The organism is Geobacter pickeringii (genome assembly GCF_000817955.1).
In the GTDB taxonomy this organism is placed as follows: Bacteria; Desulfobacterota; Desulfuromonadia; order Geobacterales; family Geobacteraceae; genus Geobacter; species Geobacter pickeringii.
Genome location: NZ_CP009788.1, coordinates 948,715 through 963,743, shown reverse-complemented (window position 1 = coordinate 963,743; position 15,029 = coordinate 948,715). Strand labels below are relative to the sequence as shown.

The following is a 15,029-nucleotide window of genomic DNA, read 5'->3' as shown; positions in this document are numbered from 1 at the left end:
GAGAGAGCCACGGGATCGTGTCATATTTTCCCGTCGACAGGGATGCCATGCAAAAAACGGGGAGCGTCGATGGGATTTCCCCTCCAACGCTCCCCGTTTTTCCGTTCAGTGTTCCCTTGCCGACTGGAGCCTTGCTAAATCAGCCCCTGGGACACCATTGCCTTGGCCACCTTGATGAAGCCGGCGATGTTGGCGCCGTTCACGTAATTCCCCGGCGTGCCGTACTCTTCGGCCGTGACGTAGCAGAGGTCGTGGATCCCCTTCATGATCTCGGCAAGGCGTTTCTCGGTGAACTCGAAACTCCAGGCGTCGCGGCAGGCGTTCTGCTGCATCTCCAGGGCCGAGGTGGCGACCCCGCCGGCATTGGCCGCCTTGCCGGGGCCGTAGGCGATCCCCGCTTCCAGAAAGACCCGCACCCCCTCCGGCGTGGTCGGCATGTTGGCCCCCTCGCCGACGGCGATGCAGCCGTGTTTCACCAGGGCGGCGGCATCCTTGCCGTTGATCTCGTTCTGGGTGGCCGACGGCATGGCGACGTGGCACGGGATGGCCCAGATGTTCCCGCCGGCGCGGTAGTGGGCGTGCGTGCGGTACTCGACGTAGTCGCCGATGCGGCGCCGCTCCACCTCCTTGAGCTGCTTGACGAGCTCCAGATCGATCCCCTTTTCGTCGTGGATGACGCCGTTGGAGTCGGAGCAGGCGACCACCGTGCCGCCGAGCTCGTGGATCTTCTCGATGGTATAGATCGCCACGTTGCCCGAACCGGAGACGAGGCAGGTCTTCCCCTCGAACGACTGGCCCCGGACCTTCAGCATCTCGTCCACGAAGAAGGTGGCGCCGTAGCCGGTGGCCTCGGTGCGAACCAGAGAGCCGCCGTAGTCGAGCCCCTTGCCGGTCAGGACCCCGGCTTCCCAGCGGTTGGTGATCCGCTTGTACTGGCCGAACATGTAGCCGATCTCCCGCCCGCCGACGCCGATATCGCCTGCCGGCACGTCGGTATGCTCGCCGATGTGGCGGTAGAGCTCGGTCATGAAGCTCTGGCAGAAGCGCATGATCTCGTCGTCCGACTTCCCCTTGGGATCGAAGTCCGAGCCCCCCTTGCCGCCGCCGATCGGCATCCCCGTGAGGGAGTTCTTGAAGATCTGCTCGAAGCCGAGAAACTTGATGATCCCCAGGTAGACCGAGGGGTGGAACCGGAGTCCCCCTTTGTACGGGCCGAGAGCGCTGTTGAACTCGACGCGGAAGCCGCGGTTGATGTGCACCTGCCCCCGGTCGTCCTGCCAGGGGACCCGGAAGATGATCTGGCGCTCCGGCTCGCAGATCCGCTCGATGATCTTGCGCTCCCGAAACTCCGGGTGCTTCACGAGCACCGGCCCGAGGGATTCGAGGACCTCCCGCACCGCCTGGTGAAACTCCGTCTCCCCGGAGTTTCGCTGCAGGACTTCCTGGTAGATTCCTTCCACCTTCTCGTCAAGTTGCGCCGTCATACCCCCTCCTTTCGCCCTGCGTCTTTGCATTAATTTTAATCACAAACCGGCAGCCATTGTCGTGGTTGCGGATCATGCACCCCTCTTTATTGCTCAAAATAAATTCACTTTCAACAATTTTTGTTCATATTTTACACAGCGCAGCATATTTTTTAGGCACACACGCCCCTTTTGTTCCCACGGCTCATTCATCATTGAAAAATGCTCCCCATCCCCTGTTCTCGAACCTTGACGCGGCGGGAGTCATCGACTACCGTGTAACGGTAGCACGCTCCGGCGCCGCCGTTCAGCGCCAGAATCCAGCCGAGGCGAATCGATCATGCGCAAATTCCTTGCAGCATCCCTCCTCCTGCTCGCCACCGCCGGCACCCCGGCCGGCGCCGACTACACGACCACCGGCCTGGTGGCGCGGGTGGTGGACGGCGACACCCTCGTCCTGAACACCGGCCGAACCTCCCCCAAAATCCGCCTCTACGGCATCGACGCCCCCGAGATCCGGCATATGGCCAAGCCGGGGCAGCCCTTCGGCCCCGAAGCGAAACGGGCGTTGGAGGAAAAGGTGCTCGGCAAGCGGGTGACCATCGAGATCATGGATGTGGACAAGAACCGCCGGATCGTCGGCATCATCCGGGTCGGCCGTCGGGACATCAACCGCGAGATGGTCGAGGAGGGGTGGGCCTGGGCCTACCGGCGTTATCTCACCCCGCCGCTGGCCGCAAGCTATATCGGCGCGGAGAAGGGGGCACGCCAGGCGCGCCGCGGCCTCTGGCAGCAGGAGGCGCCCCAGGCGCCGTGGATCTTCCGGCTGCGGCAGAAGCTGCACTGAGAACAGCCCATGGAACGGATCCTCGTCATCGAAGACAGCACGGTGGTGCAGGCGCAGCTTGAGGACATCCTGAGCCCGGAGTACCGGCTCGTCCTGTGCGACGACGGCCCGTCGGGGATGGCCGCGGCGCAGGAAGAGCCGCCGGGGCTGATCCTCCTCGACGTCTACCTGCCGGGGATCGACGGCTACGAGATCTGCCGCCGGTTGAAGGAAGACGAGCGGACCCGGCAGGTACCGGTCATCTTCATCACCTCCCTGGGGGCGGAGCGGGAAAAGGTGCGGGGATTCGAGGCGGGGGCCGACGACTACATCGTCAAGCCGTTCTACGCGGGAGAACTGCGGGCGCGCGTCGCTCTCCACCTCGCCTCGCGCCGCGAAAAGCGCCTGGCCGTGGAGATCGAGAGACTGAAACTGCTCCGGGAGATGGCGGTGGCCCTCAGCCACGAACTCAACAACCCCCTCACCTCCCTCTTCGGCCTCCTGCACCTGGCGGGCCGGGAGGCTCCCGACGACCGTCCCCGGCTCCGGCAGCACCTGGCGGAGATCCGCGGAGAGCTCGAAAAGGTGCGGTTCATCGTCGAAAAGCTCGCCACCGCCTCCCGGGTGGCGAAAACCGACTACCTGCTGGGGGAAGAGATGCTCGACCTGCGCGAGATCTAGTCCCTCCCCTTCTTGCGCCGTCGGCGCAGCGCCACCCCGTACACTACCCCGTTCCAGACCAGCGCCAGGATGCCGAGCAGGAGCTGGCCGCCCCGGGTCAGGCCGGCGGGATAGATCACCGGCACCAGGTAGTGCTCGATGAAGCTGCCGGCGTACCCGGCCTCCCCCGCCAGGCGGCGGAAGCGGACCTCCAGGAAGGTGAGGGGGCAGACGCCGCCCCCCAGCTCGATCACCCCTCCCCATACGACCGCCGGCAGGTGGAGCCACGCCAGCCGCGGCCATCGAATGACAGCCACGCCCCCCGCCACCACGAAGAGCACGAAGAGCCCATGAACGAGCACCACCAGATCGGCCGCCAGAGAGAACACCATCGCGCCTCCCGCCCGGCTCCCCATCGGGAGCGGGAGCTCAGCGGCGCCGGAACGGCCCGGGCCGGTGCTGGCCGTCGAACCTCCTGACCCCGTCGCGGAATCCCGGAGCGGGGGAGAAAGAGCGCCGGCGCCCCGAATCGAACCGGAAGTAGAAGGAGGAACCGTACCGCGGATAGTAGTACGGTGAGTAGTAATAGGGATAATAGTAGGGGTAGTAGTACGGGTAGTAGGGATCGTAGGGGTAATAGTAGTAGGAACGGTAGAGGGGGCGGTAGTCGTAGACCTCCGCCGCATCGCTGTCGCCGTAGCCCCGGTCGGCGCCGTATTCCACCCAGGTCCGCATCTCCCTGATGGCAACGACGGGGGCGGAGTACTCCTCCTCGTCCACCGCCACCGGCGCCGTCCCCGTCACCCTGCCGATCACGGTGACCAGCGTGCCGGGGCGATAGCGCGCCGAAGGGAGGATATCCCGGCTGGCGGCGACGAAATGGCCGCCGGCGCTGAACGAATCATCGGGCTTGCGCCGGGAGTCCAGGGGGAGTTCCGCCACCTCCAGCCGCGACCCGCCGGCAACCGTTTCATGGCGCACGATGGCCCCCCCGAGCAGCACATACCGGTCGCGGTAGTTCTCCGGATGGGCAGAGAGCTCCACAAACGTAATCGTCTCGTCCACCAGCTTCAGCGCCTCGGTGCTGAAGCAGCGCGCCTCCCCGCCGCTTCCGAGGACCAGCGCCGCAATCGCCGCCACAACCATCCGTCGCATAAAGGCCTCCCGCCGTATCCGGCACACCGTTTTCCCCTGAAAAAATGATATCCCCCGACAGACTCAAGTCAATCGGGGCGACGACACCAGGCAATCCGCACCCCGTGGCACGCCCCCCTCAGGAGGCGCACCCTCCCAACCACCGTCAACCGGCTGACGAAATCACCCCTTTCCCCGAAAAAGTGAACAACTTTCCGCCGGTTATGGTGGAATCGGCCGCAATGCGCCGCCGTTCAACCGTTCGCCGTCAACACCAATTGTGGATACCTGTGTGGATAACGTTGGGGACATCGTCAGAATGGGGTGAAACCGAAGGGGAAAATAACGATCTGCATAAATTTTAGGCTCAAGCACACGGGGCGTCACGACGAAACGGCAGATCGTTGACGCCCGCCCACCACCACCGTCACGGTGAACGATGCCGCTCCCGCAGGAATTCGCCGAGAATCCGGCCGGTATGGGAGCCCTCCCCCGCCCCGGTCACCTCCTCCGGCGTCCCCTGGGCCACGATCAGGCCGCCGCCGTCCCCCCCTTCGGGCCCCAGGTCCAGAAGCCAGTCGGCCTCGGCGATGACGTCCAGGTTGTGCTCGATGACGATGACCGAGTTCCCCGCCTCCACAAGCCGGTGGAGAACCCTGACCAACTTCTCCACATCGGCCATGTGGAGGCCGATGGTGGGCTCGTCCAGGATGTAGAGGGAATGGGGGGCGGTGCGGGGGACCCGGAGCGCGTCCTTCACCGGCTTCGCCTTGGCCAGTTCGGTGACGAGCTTGATCCGCTGGGCCTCGCCGCCGGAGAGGGTGGGGCTCTGCTGCCCGAGCGTCAGATACCCGAGCCCCACGTCCTGCAACAGTTGCAGTGGGTGGAGGATGGAGCGGTGGGCGGCGAAGAAATCCACCGCCTCGTCCACGCTCATGGCCAGGAGGTCGCCGATGGATTTCCCCCGGTGGTGGACCATGAGGGTCTCGGCGTTGAAGCGCAAGCCGCCGCAGACCTCGCACGCCACCTTCACATCGGGGAGGAAGCTCATCTCGATGGTCTTCACCCCCTGCCCCTCGCACTCGTCGCAGCGCCCCCCCTTCACGTTGAAGGAGAAGCGGGAGGGGCCGTACCCCCGGAGCCGCGCCTCGGTGGTGCCGGCGTAGAGCTTGCGGATGGCGTCCCAGAACCCCACGTAGGTGGCGGGACACGACCGCGGCGTCTTGCCGATGGGGGTCTGGTCCACCTCCAAGACGCGGGTGAGCTGCTCCCACCCCCGGATCTCCCGGCACCCCGTCACGGGATGGGCCCCCGTGCCGTGGGCCAGGAGCCCCTGGAGGGAGGCGTGGAGGACGTTCCTGACCAGGGTGCTCTTGCCGCTCCCCGAGACCCCGGTGACGCAGACGAGCCGCCGGAGCGGGATGGCGACGTCGATCTCCCGCAGGTTGTGGAGGGTGGCGCCATTCACCTGGATGGCCGGGTCATCGGGCGCCGGCGCGGGTCGCCGCTCCACCAGCGGATGGCGCAGGGGCTCCGCCAGGTACCGCCCCGTGAGGGAGGCGGGGGCCGCCATCACCTGCTCCAGGGTCCCCTCGGCCACCACCAGGCCGCCGTTGACCCCGGCGCCGGGGCCCAGGTCGATGACGTGCTCGGCCCGGCGGATCGTCTCCTCGTCGTGCTCCACCACCACGATGGTGTTCCCCTTCCCCTCCAGCTTCCGCAGGGTGTCCAGGAGCATCCGGTTGTCCCGGGGGTGGAGGCCGATGGTGGGCTCGTCCAGGATGTAGCAGACCCCCCGCAGGTTTGAGCCCAGCTGGGCCGCCAGCCTGATCCGCTGGGCCTCGCCGCCGGAGAGGGTGGGTGCCGCCCGGTCCAGCGACAGGTAGCCGAGCCCCACCTCGCCGAGGAAGGCGAGCCGGGTCCCGATTTCGGCCACGATGTCCCGGGCGATGGCTGCCTCCCGTCCTTGCAGGCCCAACTCCTGAACAAAGGAAGCCGCCTGGGTCACGGTGAGGGCCGCGAGCTCCGCGATGTTCCGGTCCCGGAAGCGGACCGCCAGGGCCTCGGGGTTGAGGCGGGCGCCGTGGCAGGCGGAGCAGGTCCGCTCCTCCCCCTCGAACCACTCGTTCCACCAGATCTCCTCACCGGTCTGCTCCGCGTCGAAGCCGGGGATCTCCAGCCCCGTGCCGAAGCAGCGGGGGCACCAGCCGTGGCGGGAGTTGTAGGAGAAAAGGCGCGGGTCGGGCTCGGGGAAGCTCTGGCCGCAGGAGGTGCAGGCGCGAAGGGTCGAGAAGAGGAGTTCCCTGGCTTCACCCTCCCCCCTGCCCCCTCCCGTCAAGGGAGGGGGGGTAACAGCCACCCTGACCACCCCCTTGCCGAAGGCCAGTGCCCGGTCGAGGAGCTCCCGCAGTTCCCCCTCCCCCTTCGCCGCCACCGTGATCTCCCCCACCGGGAGGTCGATGTCGTGCTCCTTGAAGCGATCCAGCCGCGGCCACGGCTCCACGGGGGTCATGGCGCCGTCCACCCGCAGGTGGGTGAAGCCCTTGCCGGCGGCCCACTTGGCCAGATCGGTGTAATACCCCTTCCGGGCCGTGACCAGCGGCGCCAGGAACGCCACCCGCTTCCCCCGGAACTCCCGCAGGAGCCGCGCCGCGATGGCCTCCGGGGTCTGGGGGGTGATGGGGATGCCGCAGTCGGGGCAATGCTGCGTCCCGAGCTTCACGAAGAGGAGCCGGAGGAAGTGGTAGATCTCCGTCATGGTCGCCACGGTGCTCTTGCGCCCTCCCCGGCTCGTCCGCTGCTCGATGGCCACCGTGGGGGGGATGCCGAGGACCGCGTCCACGTCGGGGCGGGCCGCGGGCTGGACGAACTGGCGGGCGTAGGCGTTGAGGGATTCCAGATAGCGCCGCTGCCCCTCGGCGAAGAGGATATCGAAGGCGACGGTGGACTTGCCGCTCCCCGAAATGCCGGTGATGACCGTGAAGCGGTCCCGGGGGACGGCGATGGTGACGTTCCTCAGGTTGTGCTCCCGGGCATGGACAATGCGGATGGAGCGGTCCGGCACCACGGCGGGGAGCGCCTCCGCCACCGACCCGGCCGACGCTTTCACCAGCGCGGCCAGCTCCTCGCCGTACTCCCCCAGGGCCCGGCCGGTGTGGCTCTCCGCGCATGCCATCACCTCGTCCGGGGTGCCGACGCAGATCACCCGCCCGCCGCCGTCGCCCCCCTCGGGTCCCAGGTCCAGGAGCCAGTCGGCGGCGGCGATGACGTCCAGGTTATGCTCGATCACCACCAGGGAGTCGCCGGCCTCGATAAGCCGCTGAAACGCCGCCAGGAGCCGGGCGATGTCCTCGAAGTGGAGGCCGGTGGTGGGCTCGTCGAAGAGGAAGAGGTTCCCCGCCCCCGACCGTTTCCGTCCCCCCACCTGGGCCAGGTGGCCGGCCAGCTTCAGCCGCTGGGCCTCGCCGCCGGAGAGGGTCGGCACCGGCTGGCCGAGGCGGAGATAGCCGAGCCCCACGGCCTCCAGCGGCTCCAGCCCCCGGAGCACCTCCCGGTGGCCGGCGAAGAAGGCCACCGCCTCGGTAACGGTCATCTCCAGCACGTCGGCGATGGAGACGGGGCGCCCTCCCCCGGCCGGGACGAGCCGCACCTCCAGCACCTCGGGGCGGTAGCGGCTGCCGTCGCAGTCGGGGCAGCGGAGATAGACGTCGGAGAGGAACTGCATCTCCACGTGCTCGAAGCCGTTGCCGCCGCAGGCGGGGCAGCGCCCGGTGCCGGCGTTGAAGCTGAAGGTGCCGGTGGTGTACCCACGCTCCTTTGCCAACGGTTCCGCGGCAAAGAGCTTGCGGATGGCGTCGAAGGCCCCCACGTAGCTGGCCGGGTTGGAGCGGGTCGTCTTGCCGATGGGGGACTGATCGACCAAAACAACCTCGCCGATCAACTCCGCCCCATTGATGGCGGTGTGGGTCCCCGGCGGCTCCGTCGGCTTCCCCTTCAGCTTCAGGAGCCCCCGGTGGAGCACATCCTGGACCAGGGTCGACTTGCCCGAGCCGGAGACGCCGGTGATGCAGACGAGGCGATTGAGCGGGATGCTGACGTCGATCCCCGTAAGGTTGTGGGCGGCGGCGCCGAGGATTTCCACATCTCCGGCATCCCCCCTCACCCCAGCCCTCTCCCGTGGGGAGAGGGGGCTTGAATAACCCTCGCCCTCCGGGAGAGGGTGGCCGAAGGCCGGGTGAGGGGCAACCCGCCGTTTCCCCGCCAGATACTCCCCCGTCAGGGACCGCTTTTCCTGCAAAATCCCTCCCGGCGTGCCGAAGAAAACCACCTCACCTCCCCGTTCCCCCGGTCCGGGGCCGAGATCGAGGAGCCGGTCGGCGGCGAGCATCACCTGGGGATCGTGCTCCACCACCAGCAGTGTGTTCCCGGCGTCCCGCAGCTGCCGCAGCACGCCGACCACTCGCCCCATGTCCCGGGGATGGAGGCCGATGGAGGGCTCGTCCAGCACGAAGAGGGTGTTGACCAGGGAGGTGCCCAGGGCCGTGGTCAGGTTGATCCGCTGGACCTCGCCCCCGGAGAGGGTGCGGGACTGGCGGTCGAGGGTGAGATACCCGAGCCCCACCGCCCCCAGGTAGCCGAGGCGGGCGCGGATCTCCCGCAGCAGCAGTTCCGCTGCCTCGTCCAGGGGGGCCGGCAGCGCCAGGGTGCCAAAGAATTCGGCGCAGCGCTCCAGGGGGAGGAGCATCACGTCGTGGATGGTGAGGCCGGGGAGGTTGCGGAGCAGGTCGTCATCCAGCGCCATCCCCTCGGGGCGGAACCGAAGTTCCGGGGCAAGCACCCGGTCGGCCTCCTCCTTCGTCCCGAGCCGCCACAGGAGCGCATCGGGGCTGAGCCGCGCCCCCCGGCAGGCGGGGCAGAGGGTATAGGCCCGGTACTTGGAGAGGAGGACCCGGATATGCATCTTGTAGCTCTTGGTTTCGAGCCAGTCGAAGAAGCGCCGCACCCCGTACCAGAGCCCGTCCTCCCAGGAACCCTCCCCCTCCAGCACCCAGTGGCGCTGCTCCTCCGTCAGCTCCCGCCACGGCACGTCGACGGGAATCCCCCGCTTGGCCGCGAAGGTCATCATGTCGTCCTGGCACTCCCGGTAGCTCTCGGTCTGCCACGGCTTCACCGCGCCGCCGGCCAGGGTCCGGGACTCGTCCGGGATCACCAGGCCGTGGTCGATGCCGATCACCCGCCCGAATCCCCGGCAGGTGGCGCAGGCCCCCACCGGCGAGTTGAAGGAGAAGAGATGGGGGGCCGGGTCGTGGTAGGAGAGGTCGCAGTCGGGGCAGTGGAGGTCGCTGGAGAAGCGCCACGGCTCCCCCGGCACGCCGTCGCCGCCGAGGGGGTAGACGAACACCCGCCCGTGGCCGACCCGCAACGCCGCCTCCATCCCCTCCACGAGGCGGGAGCGGTTCTCCGGCGCCAGGCGGGTGCGGTCCTGGATCACCTCCAGGATGCCGTCCCCCTCCCGGTGGATGCGGGTGTACCCCTGGCCGGCCAGGAACCCCTTCACCTCGTCGGCGGAGAAATTGGCCGGGACCGGCACCGGGAAGGTGACGAGGACAGAGGAGGAGAGGGAGACATTTTTACCCTCTCCCTCCGGGAGAGGGGGGCCGAAGGCCGGGTGAGGGGTTCGCGGCAGCAGCTCATCGACAATGCTCTCCGGCGTGTCGCGCCGCACCGGCCGGCCGCACCCCCGGCAGAAGAGCCGCGCGGCCCGGGCGAAGAGGAGCTTCAGGTGGTCGTTCAGCTCCGTCATGGTCCCCACGGTGGAGCGGGAGGTCCGGACCGGGTTGGTCTGGTCGATGGCGATGGCCGGAGGGATCCCGTCGATCCGGTCCACGGCCGGCCGGTCCATCCGCTCCAGGAACTGGCGGGCATAGGGGGAGAAGGTCTCCACGTAGCGGCGCTGCCCTTCGGCGTAGACCGTATCAAAGGCAAGGGATGACTTCCCCGAGCCGGAGACGCCGGTGACGACGATCAGCTCACCCAGGGGAAGGTCGAGATCGAGATTCTTGAGGTTGTTCTGGCGGGCGTTTCTGATGGAAATGGTATCGTGGGCCATGGGGGGAAGTATAGCAGGCAACGGGAAATTGCGCGATGGCGAAGCATCGCCCCCCTTCTCTTCAGATATCCAGCGGGCTCCTCGCTTCCTTCACCGTCCTGACCGGGACGCAGTGGGTGTAGATCATCGTCGTCTTGAGGCTCGAATGCCCCAGCTTGGTCTGGATGGTGCGGATGTCGTAATTGGCCTGGTAGCCGGCTACGTTATAGAGAGAATGCCGCGGAGAAACAGAAAAAGTGTCGGGCTGCACTCCACCCGTACCTTCTTGCTGCCGCGCCATCGGTTGCGCGGATGGGGCCGAGGACGCCGGCAACGTAGCACTCGCACTAACTTTCAGCATTGCAAAATACAAGGATACCGCCTCCCTGGCTTGTTGCCGCTTCTGCTCAACCTGCCCTTTTTGCTGCAACTTATTCAGAAAAAGATCGATTCTATCCGGCTCGCTTCCCGCAACATGATATTTTTCGCAGAAGTCTAGAAAATAACGTAGCCATTTCAGATAATCGGCAAAATCACTGTCTCTGATTCCGCGGATGTCGCAGAATGAACGGTATTGTCTGAACAGATGGTGCGGCAGCAAAATCATCCCATTCCTCACAAGTTTTTAATTTGTGTTTTATCAAATGCTGCGTATAGTTGGCGACAAATTTTCGATGCGAGTGACCAATGAAAACACGTTTGACCCTGAAACCCGGCCAGCACGGCACAAAGTCACTGGTGAAGAAATACGGCGACGCCTTGGTATGCGTGAGGTTTCGTTATGATCCGGAAACGAAACAGCGCCTGAAGACCGTGGAACTCATTGTTGAACGGAGTGACTGGACCCCACCGGCACCCCGTTTCACAAACGACACACTGGTGCCGTTACGGATCAAAGCCACGGAAGTGGCGATCCGCAACAAGGTAAAAGCAGTAGGTGGACGTTGGAACCCAGAAAGAAAGCTATGGTTTGTCACCTACGGCAACATAGTCGGTACTCAGCTGGAAAAGTATATAGATGTAGATGGTTTTGGATAACTGGGCAAACGAGCTTCCCATATAAATCTATATAGCCGAGCCCCATATAGATATAGATGCTTCCATGCACGTGTATATGGTTCTATATATTTGTAGACAGCACACCCTAACGGGTGATTTACGAGTTGGACAAGCTCAAATAAAACACTGAAATAACAAGGAGTCAATGTGGATATCGTAGGAGTTACCAGCCTTCTTCCAGATGACTTAGAGAGTAAGGATATTTACCGTATTCTTAGCTTTGATCATCTCGCTGAATGGTTTGAAACCCAAAAATTTGCTTTGTTGAGCCCTAGTAAATGGGAAGATCCATTTGAGAAGTATCTTATGGAGAAAATATTTCCTGATGAGGGAAATCTTCGATACCAAAAAGGACGAATGTACGGACTTTGTTTTTCAAAAGTTGGTATCTCTGATGCTCTTTGGAAAATCTATTCTCCTAATCAGCTTGGTATTCGTATCAAAACCAGCCCATTACTCCTTGCAAATGCTATATCTACTGCGCCGGCTTTAGCAGTAGGCAGGACATATATAGGATCAGTAAATTATTTTTCAACAAACAAAATAACAAATGAAGCTAAAGCGTTAAAGTCGCGCATAGAAACAAAACTTGAGACTCAAGATGTAGCAAAAATAATGTTGTTAAAGAGAAATGCATTCAGCCACGAAAAAGAGATTAGAATTATCCATCTAACATATAACATCGGCCCTAGGGTCGAAGTGCTGCCGTTCGATATCGATCCTCACACAGCAATTAAATCAATTGTAATTGACCCAAGAGCAACAGAGCAAAGAGTAAAGGCATTAACCAAGTATTTTAGAGAGTTATGTGGGTACAAAGGAAGCATTGCACAGTCAACGCTATATCAGATACCTAATTTTTAATTTTTTTGAGGTGAGATGTTAAAGTAAATTACCGTCCAACTTGCGGCACGACCAGTCCGCCCGAAAAAACGGGCTGGCTGGTCAGCCTTATGACGTTATGCTTGAAAAGGAGAGAAAAAATGAAATATTACCCGCCAGTATACAAGGAAGGGCAGTTCCATTGCCCACTATGCGGAGTATATGCAAGACAAGACTGGGCAGATTGCTACTTCTCTCTCTGGAACCAAGGCTATGCGACACGAATAGATGTTTCGAAGTGCAGCCACTGCAAAGAACTAGCATATTGGTATGATGACAAGATGATTGTTCCGTCATCGGGTACGGTTGAGTTTCCAAATCCAGATATGCCAGAAGACTGCAAAACTGATTATCTTGAAGCAAGAGAAATTGTAAATTTATCACCTCGCGGTGCTGCTGCTCTTCTGCGGCTTTGTATTCAAAAATTAATGATCCATTTGGGACAACCAGGGAAAAATATTAACAATGACATAGGTGAATTGGTAAAAGCAGGACTACCATCTCTAATTCAAAGATCACTCGATATCTGTCGAGTTGTTGGAAATAATGCAGTGCATCCAGGCGAAATAGATTTGCAAGACACACCAGAAATAGCAACTACTTTGTTTCGGCTCATAAATATTGTAGTGCAGGACAGAATAACTAGGCCAAAGGAAATTGAAAGCTTATATGCCACTCTCCCTGAAGGCGCAATTGAAGCCATTGAGAAAAGGGATAAAGCATAACAAGCGCCAAGACCGGCCCAAAACCATGCCGGTCAGGCTTATGGCGTTATATCACTCGATCACTTGCACCTGTGATTTCAGCAGTTCAACCGTATTCTGGAATGCATGCATAAGCACTTCCGGCGAAACATCCAGGGGGTAGACGCTACCACTTCGCCCCATGCCAGCCATGACGCAATCAACGATCATATCCAGCACGTCAATGAGGTTCACGTCCGCCGGGACGCCATCGGCTTGCAGCAGATGGTGGCGGTTGATTGTCCGATGCTTGTCCCACCATTCCGTCTGCTTGAATCCGGTCTGAAAATCCCTGTGGAAGCCGTCAATGTCGCTGATCTTGTCGTGGTCGTGGAGGGCAGCAGATTCGCACATCTTTCCGACCAGAAAGCCGATGCCTTTTTCAACGTCGCCAATATGTTGCCTGCTGCTTTCCAGAAGTTGCTCTTTTGTCACCTTCGACCAGTCACAAGTTCGAGTGTCTGCCGTCGCGCTCTTTTTAATCTCTATCATCTACATTTCCCCTTTCGTGATATAACCATCGGGCGCACCACACGAGGTGGTGAAATTACGGGGACACCATACTTAATTGCCACTTGACTTGTACGCACGCTTCAATTAGCTTCCACACATGGCCAGAATTGCTCGCGTTATTGCCGCAGGTATTCCTCACCACGTAACCCAACGAGGCAACCGAAGGATGCAAACCTTCTTCGGTGATGATGATTACCGTGCCTATATCTCCCTGCTATCAGAGTGGTGCAGAAAATGCTCGGTGGCGATCTGGGCCTATTGCCTTATGCCAAACCATGTACACCTGATTGCCGTACCGGAGAGTGAAGACGCGCTACGGCGAGGTATCGGCGAAGCGCATCGGCGCTACAGTCGAATGGTTAATTTTCGGGAAAACTGGCGGGGACACCTGTGGCAAGGCCGCTTTGCTTCATTCCCCATGGATGAAACCTATCTGCTGGCTGCTGCCCGTTACGTGGAAATGAACCCTGTAGTCGCCGGCTTGGCCGAAGGAGCCGCCGCCTGGCCGTGGAGCAGTGCGCGAGCACACCTTGCCGCGACTGACGATGAACTGGTCACCGTGGCACCGCTCTTGGAGATAGCTGGCGACTGGCGGCTGTTTCTGTCTGAAAAGGGAGACGACGGGCAGGCAGACGACATCCGGAAGCATGAGCGAACCGGCAGGCCGCTCGGCTCTGAAGTCTTTGTCGAACAATTGGAAATGGTTCTTGATCGCCCATTAAAGCGTGGGAAGCCAGGGCCAAAAGGAGAAAAAAGTTAAGTATGGTGTCCCCATAATTCCAGCTTTACTATCTCAAAATAGAGTTTTCTTCTCTTTTGTCAATAATCAAGCTGGTTTCAGGAGGAAAATGTGCCGGAACTTCCCGAGGTTGAACTGACCCGGCGGCGGCTGGAGCGGGAGCTGGTGGGGAAAAGGATCGAACGGGTGGTGGTCCGGACGCCGAAGCTCCGTTTTCCGATCCCCCGGGAGCTGCACGACTCCCTGCCAGGGCGGACGGTCCGGTCGGTGGAGCGGCGGGGAAAGTATCTGCTGCTGGAGTGTGAGGCGGGATGGCTCATCATCCATCTGGGGATGACCGGCTTTCTCCGGCTCCTTCCCGGGACGCCGCCCCCCGGCAAACACGATCACCTCGACATCGCCTTTGCCGATGGCGCGGTGCTCCGCTTCCACGACCCGCGGAAGTTCGGCACCGTGGCCTGGACCACGGATACGCCGGCAACGCATCCGCTTCTGGCCGGGATCGGCCCGGAACCGCTGACGACGGCCTTTGACGGCGCCTATCTCTACGATGCGAGCCGGGGACGCCGGGTCGCGGTGAAGCAGCTGCTCATGAACGCGGCGATTGTGGCCGGGGTCGGCAATATCTACGCCAACGAGGCCCTTTTCCGCGCCGGCATCCGTCCCGACCGCCCCTCTTCCTCCCTCAGCCACTCCGAATGCGGGCGGCTGGTCCTTGCGGTCCGGGAGGTGCTTCAGGGGTCGATCGACCAGGGGAGCACCTACCGGGTGGCGGAACATACGGTCGCCTACCATCCGCTGGATTTTGCGGTCTACGGACGGGGGACGGGTGACTGCACCCGCTGCGGCGGTGCCCTGGAGGAGATCCGGCTCGGCAACCGGAGCACGGTCTACTGCCCCCGCTGCCAACGGTGACCGTTCC

The 15,029-nt window shown here is 62.3% G+C and carries 13 protein-coding genes; 7 read left to right on the top strand and 6 right to left on the bottom strand.

Annotation, left to right across the window (positions count from 1 at the left end; genetic code table 11):
* Positions 1 to 134 precede the first annotated feature (134 nt).
* Positions 135 to 1,484: an NADP-specific glutamate dehydrogenase gene (gene gdhA / locus GPICK_RS04415; RefSeq protein WP_039740818.1), complete on the bottom strand. Its 1,350-nt coding sequence runs from the start codon at positions 1,482 to 1,484 to the stop codon at positions 135 to 137.
* Between the two features lie 319 nt (positions 1,485 to 1,803).
* Here gdhA and GPICK_RS04410 point away from each other — a divergent pair, with 319 nt between their 5' ends.
* Positions 1,804 to 2,310 carry a thermonuclease family protein gene (locus tag GPICK_RS04410; RefSeq protein WP_039740816.1) on the top strand — a complete coding sequence of 169 codons (507 nt, stop codon included), beginning with the start codon at positions 1,804 to 1,806 and terminating at the stop codon, positions 2,308 to 2,310.
* A 9-nt stretch (positions 2,311 to 2,319) separates the two neighbouring features.
* The gene (locus GPICK_RS04405; protein WP_039740814.1) at positions 2,320 to 2,970 is read left to right on the top strand and encodes an ATP-binding response regulator; all 651 of its coding nucleotides are present in this window, start codon (positions 2,320 to 2,322) and stop codon (positions 2,968 to 2,970) included.
* Here the strand turns inward: GPICK_RS04405 and GPICK_RS04400 are convergent.
* From GPICK_RS04400 to GPICK_RS18210, 4 genes are all read right to left on the bottom strand, one after another.
* Positions 2,967 to 3,341 carry a DUF2784 domain-containing protein gene (locus GPICK_RS04400; protein ID WP_039740812.1) on the bottom strand — a complete coding sequence of 125 codons (375 nt, stop codon included), beginning with the start codon at positions 3,339 to 3,341 and terminating at the stop codon, positions 2,967 to 2,969. The genes GPICK_RS04405 and GPICK_RS04400 overlap by 4 nt on opposite strands.
* 37 nt (positions 3,342 to 3,378) lie before the next feature.
* Positions 3,379 to 4,104 carry a Slp family lipoprotein gene (locus GPICK_RS16545; protein ID WP_052263278.1) on the bottom strand — a complete coding sequence of 242 codons (726 nt, stop codon included), beginning with the start codon at positions 4,102 to 4,104 and terminating at the stop codon, positions 3,379 to 3,381.
* A gap of 406 nt (positions 4,105 to 4,510) precedes the next feature.
* Entirely contained in the window at positions 4,511 to 10,192 is a 5,682-nt protein-coding gene (uvrA, locus tag GPICK_RS18090) for an excinuclease ABC subunit UvrA (RefSeq protein ID WP_039740810.1), read from the bottom strand.
* Between the two features lie 61 nt (positions 10,193 to 10,253).
* Positions 10,254 to 10,778, bottom strand: coding sequence for a phage integrase N-terminal SAM-like domain-containing protein (locus GPICK_RS18210; RefSeq protein WP_039740808.1), 525 nt, complete (start codon positions 10,776 to 10,778; stop codon positions 10,254 to 10,256).
* A gap of 80 nt (positions 10,779 to 10,858) precedes the next feature.
* Between GPICK_RS18210 and GPICK_RS04380 the strand changes: the two genes are divergently transcribed.
* The 3 genes from GPICK_RS04380 (at position 10,859) to GPICK_RS16840 (ending at position 12,837) form a co-directional block, all read left to right on the top strand.
* The gene (locus tag GPICK_RS04380; protein WP_039740805.1) at positions 10,859 to 11,209 is read left to right on the top strand and encodes a hypothetical protein; all 351 of its coding nucleotides are present in this window, start codon (positions 10,859 to 10,861) and stop codon (positions 11,207 to 11,209) included.
* A gap of 168 nt (positions 11,210 to 11,377) precedes the next feature.
* Positions 11,378 to 12,094: a DUF2971 domain-containing protein gene (locus tag GPICK_RS17255; protein WP_144400039.1), complete on the top strand. Its 717-nt coding sequence runs from the start codon at positions 11,378 to 11,380 to the stop codon at positions 12,092 to 12,094.
* 119 nt (positions 12,095 to 12,213) lie between these two features.
* Positions 12,214 to 12,837 carry a DUF4145 domain-containing protein gene (locus tag GPICK_RS16840; protein ID WP_084201336.1) on the top strand — a complete coding sequence of 208 codons (624 nt, stop codon included), beginning with the start codon at positions 12,214 to 12,216 and terminating at the stop codon, positions 12,835 to 12,837.
* A gap of 51 nt (positions 12,838 to 12,888) precedes the next feature.
* On the opposite strand, the gene GPICK_RS04375 is transcribed toward GPICK_RS16840, so the two are convergent.
* A complete protein-coding gene (locus tag GPICK_RS04375; protein WP_039740803.1) occupies positions 12,889 to 13,347 on the bottom strand; it encodes a hypothetical protein in 459 nt (152 codons plus the stop codon).
* 118 nt (positions 13,348 to 13,465) lie between these two features.
* Here GPICK_RS04375 and GPICK_RS04370 point away from each other — a divergent pair, with 118 nt between their 5' ends.
* Together GPICK_RS04370 and mutM are read left to right on the top strand one after the other, a co-directional pair.
* On the top strand, positions 13,466 to 14,128 hold the full coding sequence (locus GPICK_RS04370; protein WP_039740801.1) for a transposase: 663 nt from the start codon (positions 13,466 to 13,468) through the stop codon (positions 14,126 to 14,128).
* A 90-nt stretch (positions 14,129 to 14,218) separates the two neighbouring features.
* Positions 14,219 to 15,022 (top strand): bifunctional DNA-formamidopyrimidine glycosylase/DNA-(apurinic or apyrimidinic site) lyase, encoded by an 804-nt coding sequence (mutM, locus tag GPICK_RS04365; protein WP_039740799.1) that lies wholly within the window; start codon positions 14,219 to 14,221, stop codon positions 15,020 to 15,022.
* Positions 15,023 to 15,029 lie beyond the last annotated feature (7 nt).

Excerpts from the sequence above, each read along its gene's own strand:
- GPICK_RS16545 (WP_052263278.1), bottom strand. The coding sequence starts at position 4,104 with ATGCGACGGATGGTTGTGGCGGCGATTGCGGCGCTGGTCCTCGGAAGC.
- GPICK_RS04400 (WP_039740812.1), bottom strand. The coding sequence starts at position 3,341 with ATGGTGTTCTCTCTGGCGGCCGATCTGGTGGTGCTCGTTCATGGGCTC.
- GPICK_RS04370 (WP_039740801.1), top strand. The coding sequence starts at position 13,466 with ATGGCCAGAATTGCTCGCGTTATTGCCGCAGGTATTCCTCACCACGTA.
- uvrA (WP_039740810.1), bottom strand. The coding sequence starts at position 10,192 with ATGGCCCACGATACCATTTCCATCAGAAACGCCCGCCAGAACAACCTC.
- GPICK_RS18210 (WP_039740808.1), bottom strand. The coding sequence starts at position 10,778 with ATGATTTTGCTGCCGCACCATCTGTTCAGACAATACCGTTCATTCTGC.
- GPICK_RS04375 (WP_039740803.1), bottom strand. The coding sequence starts at position 13,347 with ATGATAGAGATTAAAAAGAGCGCGACGGCAGACACTCGAACTTGTGAC.
- GPICK_RS04410 (WP_039740816.1), top strand. The coding sequence starts at position 1,804 with ATGCGCAAATTCCTTGCAGCATCCCTCCTCCTGCTCGCCACCGCCGGC.
- gdhA (WP_039740818.1), bottom strand. The coding sequence starts at position 1,484 with ATGACGGCGCAACTTGACGAGAAGGTGGAAGGAATCTACCAGGAAGTC.
- GPICK_RS16840 (WP_084201336.1), top strand. The coding sequence starts at position 12,214 with ATGAAATATTACCCGCCAGTATACAAGGAAGGGCAGTTCCATTGCCCA.
- GPICK_RS04380 (WP_039740805.1), top strand. The coding sequence starts at position 10,859 with ATGAAAACACGTTTGACCCTGAAACCCGGCCAGCACGGCACAAAGTCA.
- GPICK_RS04405 (WP_039740814.1), top strand. The coding sequence starts at position 2,320 with ATGGAACGGATCCTCGTCATCGAAGACAGCACGGTGGTGCAGGCGCAG.